This window comes from Martinezella miluonensis (genome assembly GCF_900094545.1).
Lineage (GTDB): Bacteria > Pseudomonadota > Alphaproteobacteria > Rhizobiales > Rhizobiaceae > Rhizobium > Rhizobium miluonense.
In genome coordinates this window covers 131,295-152,557 of the sequence record NZ_FMAH01000007.1, presented here as the reverse complement: position 1 = coordinate 152,557, position 21,263 = coordinate 131,295, and the positions used below count along the sequence as shown (strand labels likewise).

19 protein-coding genes are annotated in these 21,263 nt (G+C 60.2%); 14 read left to right on the top strand and 5 right to left on the bottom strand.

Annotated features, from left to right (window positions below; genetic code table 11):
* Positions 1–6 precede the first annotated feature (6 nt).
* From GA0061102_RS09505 to GA0061102_RS09495, 3 genes are read left to right on the top strand one after another with little or no spacing between them, the layout of a single operon-like run.
* Positions 7–1,122: a branched-chain amino acid ABC transporter permease gene (locus tag GA0061102_RS09505; protein ID WP_092846247.1), complete on the top strand. Its 1,116-nt coding sequence runs from the start codon at positions 7–9 to the stop codon at positions 1,120–1,122.
* On the top strand, positions 1,115–2,869 hold the full coding sequence (locus tag GA0061102_RS09500; RefSeq protein ID WP_092846245.1) for an FAD-dependent monooxygenase: 1,755 nt from the start codon (positions 1,115–1,117) through the stop codon (positions 2,867–2,869). The genes GA0061102_RS09505 and GA0061102_RS09500 overlap by 8 nt, the downstream gene beginning before the upstream one ends.
* A 7-nt stretch (positions 2,870–2,876) precedes the next feature.
* Positions 2,877–3,758, top strand: a complete 882-nt coding sequence (locus tag GA0061102_RS09495; protein WP_092846243.1) for an intradiol ring-cleavage dioxygenase — start codon at positions 2,877–2,879, stop codon at positions 3,756–3,758.
* A 168-nt stretch (positions 3,759–3,926) separates the two neighbouring features.
* On the opposite strand, the gene GA0061102_RS09490 is transcribed toward GA0061102_RS09495, so the two are convergent.
* A complete protein-coding gene (locus tag GA0061102_RS09490) occupies positions 3,927–4,412 on the bottom strand; it encodes a MerR family transcriptional regulator (RefSeq protein WP_092846241.1) in 486 nt (161 codons plus the stop codon).
* A gap of 87 nt (positions 4,413–4,499) precedes the next feature.
* On the opposite strand from GA0061102_RS09490, the gene GA0061102_RS09485 reads away from it, so the two are divergent.
* Positions 4,500–5,738, top strand: a complete 1,239-nt coding sequence (locus GA0061102_RS09485) for an NADH:flavin oxidoreductase/NADH oxidase family protein (protein WP_092846239.1) — start codon at positions 4,500–4,502, stop codon at positions 5,736–5,738.
* A 173-nt stretch (positions 5,739–5,911) separates the two neighbouring features.
* On the opposite strand, the gene cueR is transcribed toward GA0061102_RS09485, so the two are convergent.
* Together cueR and GA0061102_RS09475 are read right to left on the bottom strand one after the other, a co-directional pair.
* A complete protein-coding gene (cueR, locus tag GA0061102_RS09480) occupies positions 5,912–6,361 on the bottom strand; it encodes a Cu(I)-responsive transcriptional regulator (RefSeq protein ID WP_092846237.1) in 450 nt (149 codons plus the stop codon).
* Positions 6,362–6,417: 56 nt separating this feature from the next.
* Positions 6,418–8,919, bottom strand: a complete 2,502-nt coding sequence (locus GA0061102_RS09475) for a heavy metal translocating P-type ATPase (RefSeq protein ID WP_092846235.1) — start codon at positions 8,917–8,919, stop codon at positions 6,418–6,420.
* Between the two features lie 164 nt (positions 8,920–9,083).
* On the opposite strand from GA0061102_RS09475, the gene GA0061102_RS09470 reads away from it, so the two are divergent.
* The 3 genes from GA0061102_RS09470 to GA0061102_RS09460 all read left to right on the top strand — a co-directional run bounded on the left by GA0061102_RS09470 (position 9,084) and on the right by GA0061102_RS09460 (position 11,333).
* The gene (locus GA0061102_RS09470) at positions 9,084–9,278 is read left to right on the top strand and encodes a heavy-metal-associated domain-containing protein (RefSeq protein WP_092846233.1); all 195 of its coding nucleotides are present in this window, start codon (positions 9,084–9,086) and stop codon (positions 9,276–9,278) included.
* A 122-nt stretch (positions 9,279–9,400) separates the two neighbouring features.
* Positions 9,401–9,700 carry a CopM family metallochaperone gene (copM, locus tag GA0061102_RS09465; protein ID WP_245297958.1) on the top strand — a complete coding sequence of 100 codons (300 nt, stop codon included), beginning with the start codon at positions 9,401–9,403 and terminating at the stop codon, positions 9,698–9,700.
* 109 nt (positions 9,701–9,809) lie between these two features.
* A complete protein-coding gene (locus GA0061102_RS09460) occupies positions 9,810–11,333 on the top strand; it encodes a multicopper oxidase family protein (protein WP_092846229.1) in 1,524 nt (507 codons plus the stop codon).
* A 283-nt stretch (positions 11,334–11,616) separates the two neighbouring features.
* Here GA0061102_RS09460 and GA0061102_RS09455 read toward each other — a convergent pair whose 3' ends face one another.
* Entirely contained in the window at positions 11,617–12,219 is a 603-nt protein-coding gene (locus GA0061102_RS09455; protein WP_092846227.1) for a TetR/AcrR family transcriptional regulator, read from the bottom strand.
* A 182-nt stretch (positions 12,220–12,401) separates the two neighbouring features.
* On the opposite strand from GA0061102_RS09455, the gene GA0061102_RS09450 reads away from it, so the two are divergent.
* Both GA0061102_RS09450 and GA0061102_RS09445 read left to right on the top strand, forming a co-directional pair.
* Positions 12,402–13,277 (top strand): haloalkane dehalogenase, encoded by an 876-nt coding sequence (locus tag GA0061102_RS09450; protein WP_092846225.1) that lies wholly within the window; start codon positions 12,402–12,404, stop codon positions 13,275–13,277.
* A gap of 304 nt (positions 13,278–13,581) precedes the next feature.
* Entirely contained in the window at positions 13,582–13,890 is a 309-nt protein-coding gene (locus tag GA0061102_RS09445) for a hypothetical protein (RefSeq protein WP_092846223.1), read from the top strand.
* 36 nt (positions 13,891–13,926) lie between these two features.
* Here GA0061102_RS09445 and GA0061102_RS09440 read toward each other — a convergent pair whose 3' ends face one another.
* A complete protein-coding gene (locus tag GA0061102_RS09440; protein WP_208858627.1) occupies positions 13,927–14,427 on the bottom strand; it encodes a hypothetical protein in 501 nt (166 codons plus the stop codon).
* 323 nt (positions 14,428–14,750) lie between these two features.
* Here GA0061102_RS09440 and GA0061102_RS09435 point away from each other — a divergent pair, with 323 nt between their 5' ends.
* From GA0061102_RS09435 to GA0061102_RS09415, 5 genes are all read left to right on the top strand, one after another.
* Entirely contained in the window at positions 14,751–16,739 is a 1,989-nt protein-coding gene (locus GA0061102_RS09435) for a DUF4139 domain-containing protein (RefSeq protein ID WP_092846221.1), read from the top strand.
* Positions 16,740–17,121: 382 nt separating this feature from the next.
* On the top strand, positions 17,122–18,135 hold the full coding sequence (locus GA0061102_RS09430) for a LacI family DNA-binding transcriptional regulator (protein ID WP_425348523.1): 1,014 nt from the start codon (positions 17,122–17,124) through the stop codon (positions 18,133–18,135).
* A 42-nt stretch (positions 18,136–18,177) separates the two neighbouring features.
* A complete protein-coding gene (locus tag GA0061102_RS09425; RefSeq protein ID WP_092846219.1) occupies positions 18,178–19,416 on the top strand; it encodes an ABC transporter substrate-binding protein in 1,239 nt (412 codons plus the stop codon).
* Between the two features lie 65 nt (positions 19,417–19,481).
* Positions 19,482–20,396, top strand: coding sequence for a carbohydrate ABC transporter permease (locus GA0061102_RS09420; protein WP_092846217.1), 915 nt, complete (start codon positions 19,482–19,484; stop codon positions 20,394–20,396).
* Entirely contained in the window at positions 20,393–21,256 is an 864-nt protein-coding gene (locus tag GA0061102_RS09415) for a carbohydrate ABC transporter permease (protein ID WP_092846215.1), read from the top strand. The genes GA0061102_RS09420 and GA0061102_RS09415 overlap by 4 nt, the downstream gene beginning before the upstream one ends.
* Positions 21,257–21,263: the final 7 nt, after the last annotated feature.

Here is a 21,263-nt window from a genome sequence, read left to right as displayed (position 1 = left end):
GCGGCCATGACTCCAGGTTTCGAAACAATGTCGACCCAAATGGAAGCGCCTACAGGCTGGCGAGTGGAAACACGAACGCGGCTTTCCAGCCTCTTCGCTATCCTTTCGCTCGTCGCAGTGGCCGTGCTGGCGGCTGCCCCCTTTGTCATGTCGCGCGGCGTCGTGCAGGATCTCTTCTTCATCCTGACCATGCTGGCATTGGCGCAAAGCTGGAACCTGCTCGCCGGCTATGCCGGATTGATCTCTGTGGGACAGCAGCTCTTCGTCGGCTGCGGCGCCTATGCGCTGTTCGGCTTCGTCATTCTCGCCGGTGTCGACCCGATCCTTGCCATTCCACTGGCCGGGCTCTTCGCAATGCTGATCGCCGCGCCGGCCGCTTTCTTCTCCTTCCGGCTTTACGGCCCCTATTTCGCGATCGGCACCTGGGTCATCGCCGAAGTCGGACGGCTGCTTTTCGCCCAGTGGAAGATGCTCGGCGGCGGAACGGGCACGTCGCTGCCGCGCGAAGCCACCAAGGACATGCTGGGTATTTCATTGCTGCAAAACTGGTTCGGCATGCGCTCCGCCGCCGCGGCCGATGCGCTTGCCTATTGGCTGGCATTAGCACTTACGGCGCTGACGATCGGTTTCATCTACAGGCTGCTGCGCAGCAAACAGGGGCTTGGCCTTGCCGCCGTGCGCGATAACGAGACGGCGGCACGCGCGCTCGGCGTCGACGCGCGCCGGCTTAAGATCGTCGTCTATCTGGCAACCGCCTTCGTGACGGGCATGGTCGGCGCGCTCATCTACCTGCAAAAGGCGCGCATTTCCCCCGATGCTGCTTTCTCGCTCACCGACTGGACCGCCTACGTCGTCTTCATCGTCGTCATTGGCGGTATCGGCACCATCGAAGGGCCGCTCGTCGGCGTGCTTGTCTTCTTCCTGCTGCAGAATGCCTTTTCGAGCTACGGCTCCTGGTATCTGCTGGCTCTGGGCGCATTGGCCATCGTCGCGATGCTGTTTGCACCACGGGGCCTCTGGGGTCTCATCTCCAGCCGTACCGGCTGGGAACTTTTTCCGGTCCGCCGCCTGCTGAAGGGCGGACCTGTCCTGCATGATGAAAAGGGAGGGCCAAATGGCTGACATCACCACCGACGTTCTGATCATTGGCACGGGACCCGCCGGCTCGGCGACGGCAGCGCTGCTTGCTAGCTACGGTCTCGAGCCGATGGTGATCAACCGCTATCGCTGGCTGGCGAGCACGCCACGCGCGCACATTACCAACCAGCGCACGATGGAGGTTCTGCGCGATCTCGGTCGCGACGTGGAGGAGGAGGCCTATCTCTTCGCGGTCGAGCAGGATCTGATGGGACAGAACGTTTTCTGCACGGCGGTCGCCGGTGAGGAGATCGGCCGCATGCAGAGCTGGGGCAACCATCCACTCTCGCGCGCCGAGCACCTTCTTTCATCGCCTGCCCATATGAATGACCTGCCGCAGACTTACATGGAGCCGCTGCTGTTCAAGACGGCTTGCTCGCGCGGGGCGCAGGCTCGCATGTCGACGGAGTATGTGCGCCATGTCCAGGATGCGGAAGGCGTCACCACGACCTGTCTCGATCGGCTGACCGGCAAGGAATTGACCATCCGCTCGAAATTCCTGATCGGCGCGGATGGCGGCAATTCCAAGGTGGCTGAACAGGCGGGCCTGACCTTCGAAGGCAAGATGGGCGTCGCCGGCTCGATGAACATCCTGTTCGAGGCCGATCTCTCGCGCTACGTCGCCCATCGGCCGTCGGTGCTCTATTGGGTGCTGCAGCCCGGTGCCGATGTCGGCGGCATCGGCATGGGCCTGGTGCGTATGGTGCGGCCGTGGAACGAATGGCTGATTGTCTGGGGCTATGACATCAACCAGCCGGCGCCACAGGTCGACGACGCTTTCGCCACCAAGGTCGTGCGCGAACTGGTGGGCGTTGCCGATCTCAAGCCGAAGATCAAATCCGTCTCCACCTGGACCGTCAACAACATGTACGCGACCACCATGTCGAACGGCCGGGTGTTCTGCATGGGTGATGCCGCCCATCGCCATCCGCCCTCGAACGGCCTCGGCTCCAACACTTCGATCCAGGACGGCTTTAACCTTGCCTGGAAGCTTGCCATGGTCCTTAGAGGTCAGGCCGGCATTGGCCTGCTCGATAGCTACCAGGCCGAACGTGCGCCGATCGCCAAGCAGATCGTCACCCGCGCCAACAAATCGATCGAGGAGTTCGGTCCGATCTTCAAGTCGCTGGGTCTGCTCGATTCCGTCGATCCGGTGAAGATGCAGCAGAACATGGATGCGCGCTGCGACGACACGGCCGATGCTGAGCGTCAGCGCACGGCAATCCGCGAGGCGATTGCTTATAAGGTCTACGAGTTCGACGCACATGGCGTGGAAATGAACCATCGCTACACTTCGAATGCCGTGGTCAAGGACGGACAGCCGGAACCGGCCTTCGAGAGGGATGCGGAACTGCATTTTCAGCCGACTACTTGGCCGGGCGCACGGCTGCCGCATGCCTGGTTGTTCAGCGATAGCGGCGAGAGGGTATCAAGCCTCGATCTTACCGGTCACGGTGTTTTCACGGTGCTGACCGGCATCGGCGGCGACGGCTGGATCGCGGCGGCAAAAGCGTTGTCGAAGGAATTGAAGTTGCCAATCGCCGCCCACAAGATCGGTCCGCGACAGGAATGGCAAGACCTGACTGGAGACTGGGCGCGGGCGCGGGACATAAGAGATTCCGGCGTGCTGCTCGTGCGTCCGGACCATCATGTCGCCTGGCGTTCCGATGCGGCCGCTGACGACCCGGAGCGCGAGCTTCGCCGCGTGCTGACGACAATTCTGGATCTGTGAGGCAACAATGAGCGTGCAAGAAAAAGGCTATTTCACCGAGGAAAACTCCGTCGAGGTTGTTACCGGCCGCAACGCCAACGCCAGGGATGCGCGGCTGAAACAGGTGATGGAGGTCGTCACCCGCAAGCTGCATGAGGCGGTGAAGGAGCTGGAGCCGACCCAGGACGAATGGATGGAGGCTATCTTCTTCCTCACCCGCACCGGCCATACCTGCACGGACTGGCGGCAGGAATTCATCCTGCTGTCGGATGTGCTCGGTGTGTCGATGCTGGTCGACGCGATCAACAATCGCAAACCGTCAGGCGCCTCGGAGAGCACCGTCCTCGGTCCCTTCCATGTCGCGGATGCGCCGGAGCTTCCCATGGGCGCCAATATCTGCCTCGACCAGAAGGGCGAGGACATGGTGATCAGCGGCCGCATCCTCGATACCGAGGGCAGGCCGATCGAAAACGCGGTGCTTGATGTCTGGCAAGCGAATGATGAAGGCTTCTACGATGTCCAACAGAAGGGCATCCAGCCCGATTTCAATCTGCGCGGTATATTTCGTACCGGCAAGGACGGACATTACTGGTTCCGGGCGGTGAAGCCGAAATACTATCCGATTCCCGACGATGGGCCTGTTGGAAAGTTGCTCGATGCACTCGGCCGTCATCCCTACCGCCCTGCTCACCTGCATTACATCATCAAGGCGGACGGTTTCGAGACGCTGACGACCCATATCTTCGATCCCGACGATCCTTACATCCATTCCGATGCGGTGTTCGGCGTCAAGGAGAGCCTGCTTGCCGAATTCAAGCTCGTGGATGATCACGCCCGCGCCAAAGAGCTTGGCTTTGACGGCAAGTTCTGGAAAGTCGACCACGATTTTGTGCTGGCACCATCCCGCTAGGTGCTTAGGCCGTCGCTTGGCAGATAAATAGGTCTTCCTCAATGCCGCCTATGCATTCGTGGCATCGGCGGCTGACTTTTGGGGAGGAGCGTAGTGAGTCGGATAACGCCGGTCGTGCAACTGTCCTGGTGCTGCGTGCAGATTCGTTTGCTCCCTTACCTGTGACACCTAACCGGCCTTCGTTTGCCAACGACGGCTCGCCTTGCCGGTCGGCTTGATGTCACCAGCGCCCTCGAGGTGGCTCTCCGTCTCTTGTCCAACCACGCGTGAGAGGACCCGGCGCGCATTGGTTGCGCAGTCGATGTCGTCCGGCTTTGCCTCGATGTCTGCGATAAGCGACACAAGCTGCGCCTTGTTTTCGGCAAGCCGGGCCTCCAGCGCCTCGATATCCGCCACCTTGCGGCGGAGCGCTTCCAGCAGTCCGTCGTGTTGCCATCGCTCCAGATCGGAGGGTAGCAGCCTGCGGATTTCCTCCAGGCTGAAGCCCGCATTCTGTGCGGTCGTTATCAGCGTGAGCACGAGCACGGCCTGCGGCGGATAGGTGCGATAGCCGTTCGGCCCGCGATCGACCGTCGTCAGGAGACCAGCCCGCTCATAGAAGCGGATGCGTGAACTGCTGAGGCCGGTGCGTTTGGCCAGTTCCCCGATATTCATGGTCGACAATCCTCAACGGAAACCCGCTTGACCTTAAACTTAACTCAAAGGTTATGGTGCCTTCAAATCAATCTTTGGAGACCCCTCATGTCCCTGTTTTCTCCGCTCAAACTGCCCAATGGCGCCGTCATCCCCAACCGCATCGCCAAGGCTGCGATGGAAGAGAACATGGCCGATAACGACCATGCACCCTCCGGAGAGTTGCTCCGCCTCTATCAGGCATGGGCCGATGGCGAATCCGGATTGATCATCACCGGCAACGTGATGGTCGATGCGCGTGCAATGACTGGCCCCGGCGGCGTGGTGCTGGAGGATGATCGGTATCTCGATCGCTTCAAGGCTTGGGCTGCGGTTGGACGTTCGCATGGTGCGCAGGTGTGGATGCAGATCAATCATCCCGGCCGGCAGATGCCGGCTGCGCTCGGTCAGCAGACACTGGCGCCCTCGGTGGTTGCGGTGGATATCGGCGCGCTATCGAAGCAGTTTCCGGTGCCGCGCCAGATGACGTTTGCCGATATCGCAGAGGTCGAGCGCCGTTTCGTGGAGACCGCGATGCTTGCGGAGCGTGCGGGTTTTACCGGCGTCGAGGTCCATGCGGCACATGGCTATCTTCTCAGCCAGTTCCTCTCGCCGCTGACGAACCGTCGGCAAGACCGCTGGGGTGGAAGCCTTGAGAACCGCGCACGCCTGCTGCTCGACATCGTGCGGGCCATCCGGGCTGCGGTCACGCCCGGTTTTGCGGTGGCCGTCAAGCTCAACTCGGCCGATTTCCAACGCGGCGGCTTTTCGCCAGAGGACGCGCAGGCTGTCGTGACGATGCTCGGCACCCTCGGCGTCGATCTCGTCGAGCTTTCTGGCGGCAGCTACGAGGCGCCTGCGATGATGGGCTCGGCGCGCGACGAGCGCACCCTCGCCCGTGAGGCTTATTTCCTCGACTTCGCCCGCGATATCGCGAAGGTGGCGACCATGCCGCTCATGGTGACGGGAGGCATCCGCAGGCGGGAGATTGCCGAGAAGGTCGTCGACAGCGGCGTCGCGATGGCCGGGATTGCCACGGCACTTGCGATCGAGCCGGGCCTGCCACGCAACTGGCGCAGCGGCCGGGCGGATGTTCCGGCGTTGAGGCCCATTGCCTGGAAGAACAAGCAGCTTGCCTCGACGGCGCATATGGCGGCCGTCAAATACCAGCTGACCCGCCTCAGCCGGCGGCAGGGCACGACCCCGAACGTGTCGCCTACGTGGGCGCTGGTCCTCTCGCAACTGGGAACGCGTTGCCGCGCCCGGCGCTATCGCCGTTGGATCGAAACGCGCACAGCGGCGGCTTGAAGTTCAGGGCCGCCTTGAGGGATGCTATCGGTGGATAGCTGGAGCACTACAAGCATTCGCAGCTAAGGGCGGAGATGGTGGGACAAGTGCATAGTTCCTAGGGATGCCTCTGCGACTGCTGTTTCTATCCTGCAGATCTCCTTCGATGTGAAACCCATTGCGGAGCTGCCCTACTACCGCAGCGAGCGATCAACGGCACCGGCGCGAGGTTGGATCGACGCAGCCTCATTGTCTTGATCCGACTCAAGACCTTCGAGGATCGGGCAATGCGGGCGGTGGTCGCCCCGGCAGGAGTTGATGAGGACAGTCAGCGTGTGAACCATGTCCTGAAGATCTTTGATCTTCCTCTCCAACTCATGGACATGACCTTGCGCTAGGCGCTTGACCTCGGCGCTCTGCCGGGTTTCGTCGCGCCAAAGCCCGAGCAGATCACTGATCTCGGCGACCGAAAAGCCGAGATCGCGTGCCCGGCGGATGAAGCGCAGCATATGAACATCCGTACCGGAATAGTCGCGATAGCCCGAATTGGTTCGGCCGGCCGCGGGAATGAGGCCGGTTTGTTCGTAATAGCGGATCATCTTGGCCGAAACGCCCGATGCCTTCGCTGCTTCTCCGATATTCATGCATAGTCTCCTTGGGTAGAGCAGCCGGCCCGTTAAGGACCGGCTGTATCTGATTGTCAGTTGGCGATCTTGAAGCGGCGGAGCCGAAGCGCATTGCCCAGCACAAAGACGCTCGACAGGGCCATGGCACCGGCAGCAAAGACCGGCGAGAGCAGGATGCCCAAGGTCGGGTAGAGCGCGCCCGCCGCAACCGGGATCAAAGCCGTGTTGTAGGCGAAGGCCCAGAACAGGTTCTGCCGGATATTGCCGATCGTCGCCTTGGACAAGGCAATGGCGTTCGGCACACCCTGCAAGCTTCCCGACATCAGGACGACATCGGCCGCCTCGATGGCGATATCCGTGCCTGTGCCGATGGCGAGACCCACATCAGCTTCAGCAAGCGCCGGCGCATCGTTGATGCCGTCGCCGACGAAGGCGATCTTGCCATACTGGCCCTTGAGGCGGCGAACCGCATCGACCTTTCCGTCCGGCAGCACCTCGGCCACGACCTCGTCGATGCCCAACCGTATTGCGATAGCCTTGGCGGTGCGGGCGTTGTCGCCGGTGATCATCGCCACCTTCAGGCCGAGATCGTGCATCGCCTTGATCGCGGCAGGCGTCGTCTCCTTGATCGGATCCGCGACCGCGATGATCGCTGCGAGCGTGCCATCTATTGCCGCGTAAAGCGGGGACTTGCCCTCGTTGCCCAGGCGCTCGGCGACCGCGGCGAATCCGGCCACATCATGCCCAAGCTCGGCCATATAGCGGTCCGCGCCGATTTCGATGCGCTTGCCGCCTGCCTTCGCCTTCACGCCGAAGCCTGTCACCGACTCGAAGTCGGACACGGTCGGCAGCGCCACACCTTCCAAAGCCGCCGCCTCCGCGATCGCGCGAGCGATCGGATGCCCCGACTTGGCTTCGACGGCCGCAACCAGGCCCAGCACGCTTGTCCGGTCGAAGCCGGCTGCCAGTTCCAGATCAGTCAGCGTTGGCTTACCTTCCGTCAGGGTGCCCGTCTTGTCCAAAGCCACGACCTTGGCATCCTTGAGCAGCTGCAGGGCTTCACCCTTGCGGAACAGCACGCCGAATTCCGCACCTCGGCCAGTGCCCACCATGATCGAGGTCGGGGTCGCAAGGCCCATGGCGCATGGGCAGGCGATGATCAGGACCGCGACGGCGTTGACCAGCGCGAAGGTGAGGGCAGGCGACGGACCGAAGTAGAGCCAGGCCGCAAAAGTTAGTGCCGCCACAGCGAAGACCGCCGGCACGAACCACATCGTCACCTTGTCGACCATGGCCTGGATCGGCAACTTGGAACCCTGTGCCTCTTCGACCATGCGGATGATCCGCGCCAGCACCGTGTTGCCGCCTACGGCGGTCGCGCGGAATGCGAAGGCGCCCTTCTGGTTGACCGTGCCGCCGACCAGCTCGCTGCCGACCGTCTTGGACACCGGAATAGGCTCGCCGGTGATCATCGATTCATCGACATAGCTCTCGCCTTCGACCAGTTCACCGTCGACGGGAACCCGCTCGCCGGGGCGGACCTCGACGATGTCGCCGGCAACGACCGAGCCGATCGGCAGATCGACCGTCTTCCCGTCGCGACGAACGCGCGCGGTCTTGGCCTGAAGGCCGACCAGGCGCTTGATCGCCTCGGATGTCCGCCCCTTGGCGCGAGCTTCGAGCAGGCGGCCGAGCAGGATGAGCGTCACGATAACAGCTGCGGCTTCATAATAGACATTGATCGTGCCGGGCGGCAGGAAGCCTGGCGCGAAGGTCGCTACCAGCGAATAGCCGTAAGCCGCAAGCGAACCGACCGCGACCAGCGAGTTCATATCGGGGGCAAGACGCCACAGCGCCGGAAGCCCCTTGTCATAGAAGCGGATGCCGGGAACGAAGAGCACGAGCGTCGTCAGCGCGAACTGGATATACCAGCTCCACTGCATGCCGATCGAAGCTTCGATGAGGCCATGCACTGCTGGAATGAGGTGAGCTCCCATCTCCATGAGGAACACTGGCGCGGTCAGCACCGCGGCGACGGTGAAATCGCGGGTGAGTTCGCGGCGTTCGGCTTCCTTCTTCTCGGCGCGTTCGGCACTTTCGTCTTCGGTCTCGCCAACAGCGGCGGCGACCACCTTTGCCTCATAGCCGACATCTTCGATCGCCGCGATCAGGGTTGCCACATCGGCCGATCCCTGGATCGTCGCGCGTTCGGTTGCCAGATTGACCACCGCCTGCGTGACGCCGGGAACGGCCTTCAGGGCACGTTCGACGCGGCCCACGCAGGACGCGCATGTCATTCCTTCCACCGAGAGTTCAATGGAGCCGGCGGCTGCGGCGAATCTTGCGGGCACAAAATAGCCCACGTTTTCGACGGTCGCGACGAGCGTGGCGCGGTCGACAGTGGCATTTGTCGTGATGCTGGCTCGTTCGGTAGCAAGGTTGACCGACACGGTCTCGACGCCGGGAACAGCCTTCAGGGCCTTTTCAACGCGACCTACGCAGGATGCGCAGGTCATGCCCTCGATCGGGAGTGATATTGCAGCGGACGTGCCTGTCGCTCGAATGAGAGCATTCATAGCCGCCTCCTTTCTCGTTCCAAAAAAAATTTGAGTTGAGCGGAGGATCAGGCTTCCAACGATGGGAAGGTCAATAGCAATTTTTTTGTTTGACGTCACTTGACCTTCCCATCGTTGGAAGCCCCACCTTGAGTGGCGTCAGATCAAAAACAAGGAGATTTTTCATGGAACTCAAAATCGAAGGCATGACCTGCGGTGGCTGCGCCAGGTCAGTCACCAAGGCGATCCAGTCAGTCGATCCGAACGCCAAGGTCGAGGCCAATCCTGATGCGCGTGCGGTCAAGGTCGTAACGACGGCAACACAGAATGCTATTTTGCAGGTTCTCGCAGAGGCTGGCTACCCGGCGGCGGCGAACTGATCAGGAGCGAGATCATGAACAAGCTCACCCCGATCTTCGTTGCAGGTGCGATCGCCGTCAGTGCGGGCCTCGCGATTGCGCAGAGCCAGTTGAACAAGAGCGATTCCATGTTGGGTCACGATATGTCGGGAATGAACATGTCTGGCCACGGGATGTCGGCGGCGGACAATCCGTCCACCAAGGCTTTCGCCGAAGCCAACGACCGCATGCATAAGGGCATGAAGATCGACTATAGCGGCGATGCCGATGCCGACTTCATGCGAGGCATGATCCCGCATCACCAGGGTGCGATCGACATGGCGAAAGTGGCACTGCAATATGGCAAGGACCCTGCGGTCCGCAAACTGGCCGAAGAGGTGATCAGGGCCCAGGAGGGTGAGATCGCCGCGATGAGGAAATGGCTCGCCGAACACGGCAAGTAACATCCGGGGACCGGCTCTTCGGGGTCGCGTCCGCGGAAGCGCGAAATTCGAGACGGACCTGAGCAACCTTGTCGCCAGCAGTCCGTCATCAGCGAGAGGAAGATAATCGATGCATCGGCGGACTTTTCTGGCAAGCCTCGCAGGCCTCGCAATTGCCAAGCCCACTGCGGCCCGGATGAAACATGATATGAGCGGCCACGACATGGGCGCGATGGGCGGCCATGGCAATCACAACATGCCGCAGGGCGGGGGCAAACCCGTTCTACCTGAGGGACTGCCGCTGCGGGATCTGCCGCGCCTGGAGAATCAATCCGGTGTCGCGGGGACGTTCAAGGCAAAGCTGACTGCAGGTCCGAGTACGGTACGGTTCTCCGAGGGGCTCGATACGCCGGTGCTTGCCTATAACGGCGCCAATCCGGTGATCGAAGCACGCGAGGGCGACAGGATCGAGATTGCGTTCAGGAACGAGATTCCGAACGAGTCGACAACGGTCCATTGGCACGGCATGCCGGTTCCGGCCGATCAGGATGGCAATCCGGCCGACCCGGTGGCCTCTGGTCGTGAGCGGGTGTACGCATTCGATCTGCCGGAAGGCAGTGCCGCCTCCTACTGGTTCCACCCCCATCCGCATGGCCTGACCGCTCGGCAGGTCTATCGCGGCTTGGCCGGCATCTTCCTGGTAAAGCCAAAGGAAGACCCGATCCCAGCGGGATATGGCGACACGGTCCTGATGTTCACGGACTTGAGGCTCGGTGCCGACGGAACGATGCCGGATAGCTCGATGGTGGATCTGATGAATGGGCGGGTTGGCGACCATGTGCTCGTCAACGGCCAGAAGAATCCAGCCATGACCGCGGCGCGCGGCGAGAAGCGGCGTCTGCGGCTCTTCAATGCGACGAACGCGCGATTCCTGCGCCTCAAGTTCGAAAACGCCGGCATGACCGTCATTGGAATGGACGGCGGATTGATCGAGGCCCCGGTTGCTGTCGAGGAGTTGCTGCTGACGCCGGCCGAGCGGGTCGAACTTATCGTGTCCTTCGATCAGCCGGGGGTAGCGAAGCTGATTGCGCTCGACTATGAGCACGGATGGATGGGACCTGGCAAGCCGAACGAAGCCGGCATGACGCTTCTGACCGCCAATGTTTCAACGGAGACAGCGCCCTCCGTACCGCCGTTGCCCGCCAAGCTGCGCTCCATAGCGCCGCTTGGCGAGCCGACGATCACGCGCCGCTTCGTGCTGACGGAATCCATGGGCGGGATGGATCAGGGCAGTATGTCAATGTCTTCCGATATGGGGATGAAGTTCCTGATCAACGGCGCCAGCTTCGATATGGATCGCATCGACGAAGTATCGAAAGTGGGGCAGGTTGAGCTGTGGGAAATCGTCAACCAGGCGGACATGGACCACCCATTCCATGTACACGGGACGCAGTTCCAGGTTGTCGAGCATGAGAAAGACGGCGAGGTGACAAAACCCGCCTACCGGGCGTGGAAGGACACCGTGAACGTCCCAGCCGGCGAAACAGTGCGCTTCCTTCTGCGCCAGGATCTGCCCGGTCCGCGCATGTACCATTGCCATATCCTCGAACACGAGCAGCTCGGCATGATGGGCACGATCGACGTTCGGGCCTAGTCTGGGCGCAGCGCATGCAATTCGTTGGTCGGGAAGGTTATGGAGAAAGGGCTCTGCCTCGCTGGCATGAGGCAGAGCTGGAGCCTTATGGGGCGCCGCGTGCAAATGCTCGATTGGGGGCGTGAGCATTTGCACAAACTAATAATATAACGGGATGCTGAAACACAGCTGAAAGGCTGGCAAGCACCGGACTTTGGTAAAGCGAACTCGCCATTCGCATAGCCAAGGCCCGCAGCACAATATGCCAGACGCTCGACGCTGCGCGATCAAGGCTGCGATCGCCTTAGGCCCTGTCCAACCGCTCTGCAGCGAAAACCGTAGCAAATGCGATCCGTTTGAAGCGGTCGAGCGGTTCTGGACCCCGTTCCACTTTCATTCGCAGAATTGCGCCTTCCCAGGAGGTGAGCAGAAAATCCGCGAGATCGCTCGCCGAAAACTGCGCGCTGATTTCGCCGGCCTGCTGCCCTTCGGCGACGCATTGTTCGAACGGCTTGCACCATTCCTTATAGATCTCAGCAAGCCGTTCGCGCAGCAGTTCGCTAACCTGTGAAACCTCGATACTGAAATCGCCGATCAGGCAGCCGCGAAGGTAGTCGTCGTTTGCGAGGCGTTTCGTGATGATGTCGAGGTAGCGCAACAAGCGTTCGCGAGGTCGCAGGGAGCGATCGTTGAGCGCGTCGCCGACGAGCTTTCGCGTGTGCGCAAAATAGTGGTCGAGGACTTCTGCGGCGAAGACTTCCTTGGAGCGGAAGTGATTGGTGAAGGAGCCTTGGGGCACGCCCGCTTCGGCAACGACATCTCTTACTCCCGCGCCGTGATATCCCTTGCGGAACATGACATGCAGCCCGGCGGCTATAATTTCGTTTTTGTTCGATGGCTTTGGCATGACTTGACAATACGTACGTCTGTATTAAAAATCAAGAGGCGAAGGAGGAGACCCTCCTGCAAGGTTGAATGCCATTTCCCATCGTCTGCGGCCTTTCTTGTTAGGCACCGGATGGGCCGATACATCGTCGCCACTGCACATCAAATCAATACGGACATCCGTATTGAAGAAGGGAAGCTCCAATGACCCACCATCTGGAACTGCCTCGCGTCGAGGTTCTGAACTCTCATATGGCCTATCGAGAAGCGGGGCCAAAGAATGCGCCTATCGTTCTCTTTCTGCATGGGAACCCAACGTCATCCTATATCTGGCGGCACATCATCGCGGATGTTTCACAGGAAGCCCGTTGCATCGCGCCCGATCTCATCGGCTTTGGGCAATCGGGCAAGCCGGACATCGACTATCGCATCGTGGATCATATTCGCTACCTCGATGCGTTCATCGATGCTCTGGAGATTCCATCGGCTTTTATCGTCGCTCAGGATTGGGGCACCGCATTCGCGTTCGAGCGTGCGGCACGCCGGCCCGAGTTCGTGCGTGGCCTCGCGTTCATGGAGTTCATCCGGCCGATAGAAAGCTGGAACGAGTTCCATCAGGTTCCGGCGGCACGAGAACTGTTTCAGAAATTTCGCACGCCTGGAATCGGCGAGAAACTCATTATGGAAGACCATGTCTTCGTGGAACGGGTCCTTCCCGGCTCGATCAAGCGCCAGCTCACGGGGGAGGAAATGTCCGCGTATCGAGCGCCGTTCCCTACGCCGGAAACGCGCCGTCCGGTATGGCGTTTTCCAAATGAAATGCCGATAGCCGGCCAACCTGACGATGTGTGGGCGCTTCTCGAAAATGCCCATGCCGCGCTGCGAGAAAGCACCTATCCGAAAGTGCTGTTTGTAGGAGAGCCCGGGGCCCTGGTATCTCCCGAATTTGCCAGACATTTCGCGCCCACGCTCCATAACTGCGAGGTCGTTTCGCTCGGAGCCGGTGCCCACTATCTGCAGGAAGATCATCCTCAGGCTATTGCGGCAGGGGTTCGGCGCCTGATTGCCGGCGCCGTGTAAGATCAAGTCCGAGCTCAATCAGTTCCAGCAGATGACTATTGCTCGCGCGGGTAAGCGCACGATCCTCCCCAATTCCATGAGAGGGAGAGGGGGGAGGTCACGGCGCTGACCCATTCTGTAATTCCAACGGATTTCAATGGAGGCCTTCAATTTCCCGTATCGATGCCTGGTCGTTGCGACGCGGCGCTCGCCGATGTGACCAGCCAAACGAGGGATGCCATCTGTCGCGCGCTGCACTATTATCATACTTCGGCCCACGGACAGAACTGACAATGATTCTCGCAAAATCTTTAGGAATTACAGGATGCTAAAGAAAATCACCATCACCGCAGCGATTGCTTTGACCGCCTGCCAGTATGCGTCTGCATCGAGCAATGCCGCATGGAATGCGCTGTTCGCGAAGGTGAATGGCACATGTATCGGCCAATCCGGCATCGATACGCCTGAAGCATCGGCGCCTGTGGTCTTCGATGACGCGACCGGCAAGATTGCCGTGCTGCTGCGCGGCCGTCTTGGCAAAGGTGCGGCGAAGAAGAACGTCAGCCTGATTTGTCTTTACGACAAGAAGACAGGCCGCGCGTCGATTGCCGAATATCACTGGCTGGGCACGTGATCGCGGACACGGCACATCCAGCAAAGCGGTGGCCGCTCACTCGATCTGAGCTTCAAACGTCTTGGCGAGCGTCTCGTAGAATTGTGCGGATGTGTCCTTGTGCTCCGCCTTGTATTTTAAACTTACGAGCCGAGCGGCTTCGATAGCCGCTCGAAAAGCATCGATCCGAACTTGCGGGTTCGATTCCGCTTGGGCGCCAATGTCACCGCGATCGAAATTGCCGGCCCGGTATCCGTCCACGAGGTCAACAACGCCTATATGGGGGACTCCACCCTTCATTTTCCCAAAGAAGGCCGCACCGACGCGATCACCGTCCCGGCGGCGCAGCATGCCGGTTCCGGAGGCCTTGCCATCCGGGCAAGCTCCTATCCAGAAAGTTGGCCCGGCTGTCAGGGAGGCTGGGGCAACGAATCTGCAGTGGCTCGCGGGATCCTCCAGCCACGCGTTTTCGGATCCGGCTCGAACACAAGTACTCGTTCCAAGCAATCCCAAGGCGGTAAAGGATGCCGCCCGAACCCACGAAAAGCGTTTTTTCATATCAGGCACCTGCCATTGGCGTGTAAGACTATGGCCGTTTCGATCCATTTTGAACTTTGTATTCGAAATCGAATTAGCTGAATTCACAGTTCAAATGCAATCAGCGCGATCCAACGTTGATGTGCTGACGGCGCTTTTCAACTATTTCACGAATTCTCGGCGGCTTGCACTCCGGCTTGGATCGCAAGGAAAGATGAAGGTCCATCAGTCCAAGAAGGCGCAGGGTAGCCAGTGGACCCGAATCCTGAACCCGGTTTACAATCAACCCAAGGGCGATATTCAAGGGAGGCCTCACGCCTCCTTTCCTTTGTGAGAGGAACCACATGACCAGACGATTTCTGCTATCGACCGCTGCGGCAATTGCCATGCTCTCCCCCGTACCCTCTCTTGCCGAGGAGGGTACAAACTCCCCGGTGAAGTCGATCACCCTATCCTCGGGCGGCCTTGCCGAAATCAGGCGGACTGCATTGCTTGATGGCAATGGCGAAATTAGAATCGAGGTGCCTCTCGATCAGGTAAACGACATCCTCAAGTCGCTCGTGGTGTTCGATCCGACGGGAACCGTCAAGGATCTGTCCCTGGCCGGGCCGAACCCTCTTGATGAAACCTTCAAGAACCTCCCGTTTACGCCGGATGATCTTGCTTCCCTTCCCAAGCTCCTGATGTCCCTCAAGGGATCTAGGGTCGCGATCGGGGGAAAAAACACCGGGGCCGGCACGATCCTCGGTGTCGAGACCGAAAAGAGGGCCAACGGGGAAGAGGCCTTGCTCCTCAACCTGATGAACGATGATGGCCAGATCTCCAGATATGAGCTCGACAGTTCCTCATTGGTGAAATTCGATGATCCGGCGGTTCGGGCGAAAATTGCATCCGCCATAGGTGTTGTCGGGAATAACGTTACGGACACGACGCGCAGCATCGCGGTCAAGATCGACGGGAAAGGCAAACGCGCCGTCGACTTTTCATATGTCGTCGCGGCACCCGTCTGGAAGACGTCCTACCGTGTCGTTGTCGGAAACGAGGGGAAGGCCAGGCTGCAGGCATGGGCGGTACTTGAGAATGCAACCGGCGAGGACTGGAAGGACGTCAGTCTGGTCCTCACCTCAAGCTCCCCCGTCACGCTGACCCAGCGCCTGCATGACCGCTATTGGAAAAACCGCGACGAGCTGCCAATCAGCGTGGACAATGTAGGAATTCCCAAAGCCGATTCCGGAAACGGAGCCGCCTTCGCCAAAATGGAAGAGCCCGAGGGCGCTGCCATGGAAGCGATGAAGAGTGATGGTGCTGCCAGACGAAGGAACATGCCGGTCGCAGCGGCGGTCGCCCCATCGCCGGCAATGTCCTATGCACAGTCTGCGACCTCCTCCGAGGGGGACATCTCGGCCACGTTCAAGCTCGACGACACCTACGACATCCGGAACGGTGACACGGTATCGGTTCCGATCGTCGACAAGGAAGTGTCGGCCGAACTCGTCTCGCTTTATCGCCCGGACCGTGGCGACAGCCATCCGATCTCGGCAGTTTCGCTCGAAAATTCCACGGGAGTGAGCCTGCCCGGCGGCATCCTCACCGTATACGACAACAAGGGCGGCTATATCGGAGACTCGAGCCTCATCGGCTTGCCGAACGGCGACACCCGAATGTCGAGCTTTGCACTGGACAAGAAGGTTACCGTCGAGACCAGATCCGATAACGGCGTCAAGACCGTGGAAATCAAGGTCGTGGACGGAGTTCTCGTTACGAAGAACATCATGCGCGAGGAAACGGTCTATGTGGTTCGCGGTGCCGCCGATGCCGAGCGTACGATCCTGATCGAACACCCCAAGCGCGATGGATGGGAGTTCACCTCGCCCGACCTTAAGAGCGAGAGCGCCACCGATTATCGCCTCAAGGTCAAAATCGGGAAGGGTGAGACGCGGGAGGTCAAGGCGGTGCTTACCCGTTCCGGCGGGGAATCGTTTCAGCTCGCCGATTTGAACGCGGTCGACCTCGCGCAATGGTCTTCCACCTCGCTTGATCCTGTGATCAAGGACAAGCTCGGCGAGCTTTCGAAAGCCAAAAAGGACGAGTTCGAGACGAGACGCCAGCTGGACCGCGCGGCCGAGGAACATGAAGCTCTGCAGGCGAGCCAGGAGCGTACCCGAGAGAACCTCAAGGTGATGCCGACAGGCAGCGATCAGCAAAAGGGCTATGTCGAAAAGCTCTCCGAAATCGAGAAGAAGATCGACCAGAATGAAGGTGCGCAAACCAAGATGCGCGAAACGCTCTCCAAATTTACGTCGAGGGTCGAGGACATAATCAAGACGTTCTAGAACCGGACGCGTTGCCGGAGAGAAAGTCACTCGTGCGCCGACCAGCTCCGTCTGAAGTCGGCGTGCCAGTTCCGCAAGGCGCGATATTCGCTTCACCGGTATCGTCTCGCTTCGAACGGAAACTTCACCAGGAAACAAGACCAGGATCGTGCGCTGGGATCGGCGATCTGCTGCCTGCGCTGGATCGTCATGGCGACATGAAACCAGTCGATGATGTGGGCTGGACTGCGCGGGCCCGACAAACCGTTTCCAACTCCGGGAATCTACCGCTATTCCTTAATGTCGATCGTGAAAGCTCACTTCTGTTCGGCTGAGAAAACGTTTTCTCTTATTGACAATAAATTTGGGAAAGGCTTTTCTCTTGTGCGAGGAGGAACTGGATTTGGTGGGCAGGAGCAGTCGCGTAACGATCCACGACGTCGCCAAGGCGGCAGGCGTCAGCGTCTCGACGGTGTCGAAGGCGTTGAACGATACCGGGCGGATGACCGCTGAGACGCGTGACAAGATCAAGTCGATAGCAACAGGCGTGGGCTTCCGTCCGAATGCGCTTGCGAGGAGCCTGCTCTTCAATAGAAGCTTCACAGTCGGGCTTCTGACCAACGACACCTATGGCCGTTTCACGCTTCCGTTGATGTCGGGCATTTCGGAGGCGTTGGTCGATCAGGGCGTATCGGTTTTCCTGTGCGCTATAGAAGACGACCCGAAACTGGCCAAGATCCATGTCGACGCCATGCTGGACAAGCAGGTGGATGGCATCATCGCGACAGGCAAGCGGATCGACAGGTCTCTCCCGGTCGATCTCGCTGGCCTGCCGGTGCCGGTCGTATACGCCTACAGTCAGGGGACGGAGGGGAGCGTCATTCTAACCGCTGATGACGCGCAAGGTGCGCAACTTGCAATTTCCCGGCTTCGTTCTACTGGCCGCCGCAGGCTGGTTCACATTACCGGACCGGAGAGCTTCGCGTCGGCGCTGGAGCGAGCAAACGCGTTTCAGAGGACGGTCGGACCCGATGCGAAAGTCCTCTTCGGAGAATGGACCGAAGCCTGGGGGCACCAGTCGATCGCCGCCTTGTTCGACGCGGAGGGGGAGCGTCCGGACGGCATATTCTGTGGCAACGATCAGATCGCCCGTGGGGTCGTAGATGCCCTGCGGGAAAGGGGCCTTCGCGTCCCGGAAGATGTTGCAGTCGTGGGATTCGACAATTGGGAGATTGTCGCGGCCCAGACCAGGCCGGCCCTGACGACAATCGACATGAACTTGAAGGAACTCGGCCGGATCGCCGGCCTGACGATATTGGATCTTGCCGAGGGTCGGCCGGTGGCGCCGGGTCTGCGCAAGCTTCCATGCAGTTTGGTCGTTCGACAGTCCTGCGGGAGCAGCGATCAGGGAAATTGACGGGAGGCGGGGCGAAAATCGTCCCTTCATATGGAGGATGTAATGCTCAAGAGAATGCTTGCAGCAACGGCGTTGCTGTCGATATGTCTGTCGTCGGCCGCGTCCGCCGAAACCGTTTCGATGTGGGTCAGATCGGGCAGCGGGGGCGGAGCCTTCAAGGCGGTCATCGACGCCTTCAATGCGGCGAATTCCGACAAGGTCGAACTCACCGAAATTCCATCGGACCAGATGGTTCAGAAATACGCTACCGCAGTGGCTGGCGGACAGGCGCCCGACGCGATCGCCCTCGATCTGATCTATACGCCCTCGTTCGCCTCGGCGGGGCAGCTCGAGGACCTGACGGATTTCGCGAAGTCGCTGCCGTACTTCAACGCTCTCGCTCCCGCACACGTCAAGCAGGGGACCTACGAGGGGAAAGTATATGGGCTGCCCTTGCTGGTCGAAACGTCGGTGTTCGCCTGGAACAAGGGGCTCTACAAGCAGGCCGGTCTCGACCCTGACAAGGCACCGAAATCCTGGGAGGAGATCGCTTCCAACGCCGAGAGGATCCGCAAGCTCGGCCAAGACGATTATGGCTTCTATTTCTCGGGCGGCGGCTGCGGCGGCTGTATGATCTTCACCTTCACTCCGCTCGTATGGGGCGCCGGTGCGGATATCCTGTCGGCGGATGCGAAGACTGCGACATTGGATTCTCCGCAGATGCGCAAAGCCGTGGAAGATTATCGCAAGATGATCAAATCCGGTGTGGTGCCTGCCAGTGCCGCGACCGATAACGGCGTGGACTTTCTGAAGTTCCTCGGAGGCAAGGTTGGTCAGCAGAGCCTTGGCGCATTCGCCATCGGCACGTTGATCACCCAGCATCCCGAGGTCGACTTCGGCGTTACGCTTATCCCGAGCGTTGACGGCAAGGCGTCGTCCTTTGCCGGCGGCGACAACATCGTCGTGACGAAGGGCGCACCCCATGTCACGCAGATCCAGAAATTCCTCAAATACGTCTACTCTGAGGAAGGCCAGACCATCATGGCCAAGAACGGGAGCCTGCCGACCCGGACGGACATTGCCGACAAGGTGCTGCAAGGCCAGGATCCAAGGCTGCTCGTCGCCGCCGAGGCGATCAAGATCGCCAAGACGCCGTACACGCTGCAGTTCAACGACCTGATCAACAGTCCGAACAGCCCATGGTCGAACTTCATCAACGCCGTAATGTTCGGCGACGACGTCGATGGCGCGTTCCAGAGCGGCCAGGCGGGCATGCAGTCGATTATCGACAGCGCTCAATAAGCGTCGGGCCGGAGGTGCGCCGTGCTTCCGGTCCTCAATTCCCTGACAATACGACGAGATCAAAGATGACGACGCAAATCATCTCCGTCTCTCCGAAGCGCAAACGCCGGAGGAGAGGGGGCTGGCGCGGCCTCGCCTACATCGCCCCCGCCATCGCCTTGGTGACGGTGTTCTTCGTGATGCCTCTTCTGCTCACGGCGTGGATGAGCCTTCATCGATGGCCGCTGATGGGTGTGCCACGATGGACCGGTCTCGACAACTATACCCGCATGTTCGGCGATCCGCGGTTCTGGACGTCGCTCGGCTTTACCGCGCAGTATACGTTGGTCGTGACGATCGCCATCTTCGCCGTCGCATTCCCGCTGGCGTTTTTCGTGGACAAGCCGCGCAAAGGTGTGTCCGCCTATCGCACGATTATCTTCCTGCCGGTCGTCATTGGTCTCGCCTCGGCCTCGCTGCTGTGGGTGTGGCTGGCCAATGTTGACAGCGGCCTCTTCTCGCCAGTGCTCGAAATGCTGGGTCTCACCCAGGGCCGCCGAAATCTGCTGGCAACCTTCGATACCGCGTTCCTGACGATCATCGTCATGGTGGTCTGGAAGGTTGCGGGCTTTACCATGATCATCCTGCTGACGGGTCTTCAGGGAATTCCATCCGAGCTGATCGAGGCTGCGCGCATCGACGGCGCGAGTTCGTGGCAGCGCTTTCGCCATCTGACGCTCCCCTTGATGCGCCGGACGATGGCTCTTGCGCTTATCCTGTCCGTGACCGGCTCGATCCTGGCGTTCGACCAGTTCTACATCATGACGAGCGGCGGTCCGCAAAACCGCATGATTTCCATCGTCTATTACATCTTCAATCAGTCGTTCGTGTCGTTCAATCTCGGATATGGCGCGGCGCTTTCGATCGCGCTGCTCGTCATCCTGGTGGCGCTGAGCATCGTGCAGCTCTGGCTGCTGAGGGTCGGGGAGGATCGCCCATGACCGCCCGCCGCACCATCCGCAGCCGCCGAAATGCGCGCCGGAACACGGCCTTCCACGCTGCCGGGGCAGCCGTCGTCCTCTTCTTCCTCGCGCCTTTCGCAATTATGCTGATGGCGTCGTTTCGGCCGCGCAGCGAGACCGCCCTGCCGCCGCTGCCACCATGGCCGCTGTCCGGCGTGAGCGTCGATGCCTACCGTACCTTGAACGGGTTCGGCTCCGGCATCTGGCATCACATGTTCAACTCGCTGTTCGTGGCGATCGCCACGGTCATCATGACCGTCGGCATCAGTCTCCTGGCGGGCTACGGCTTTTCTCGCTACCGGTTTCCATTCAAGAACGCGCTGTTCATTCTGATCATCGCCACTTTGATGATCCCGTTCCAGTCGATCCTGACGCCGCTGTTTATCATTCTGTCACGGCTTGGGCTGAACAACTCCCTGATCGGGCTGACGCTCGTCTATGTCACCCTGCAGCTTCCCTTCTCCGTGTTCATGATGCGCAATGCGTTCGACGCGGTGCCGAAGGAGATCGAGGAGGCCGCCCGTATCGATGGAGCGCGCGATCTCCGGCTGCTGGCTCGCGTGCTCTTTCCGCTCGTCCTGCCGGGTGTGGTGACAGTGGCGATCTTCGCCTTTCTCAACGCCTGGAACGAGTTTTTCGCGGCACTTGTGCTGCTGTCGAGCAACGACAAGTTCACGCTTCCCGTCTTGATGACCGCCGTCCGTGCCTCGCGCATGGGGGCCATCGATTGGGGCGCCGTTCAGGCGGGTGTCGTCGTCATGGTCATCCCATGTCTCATCGTCTTCCTGCTTCTTCAACGCTTCTACATGCGCGGGCTCATGGCCGGCGCGGTCAAGTAATTCAAAG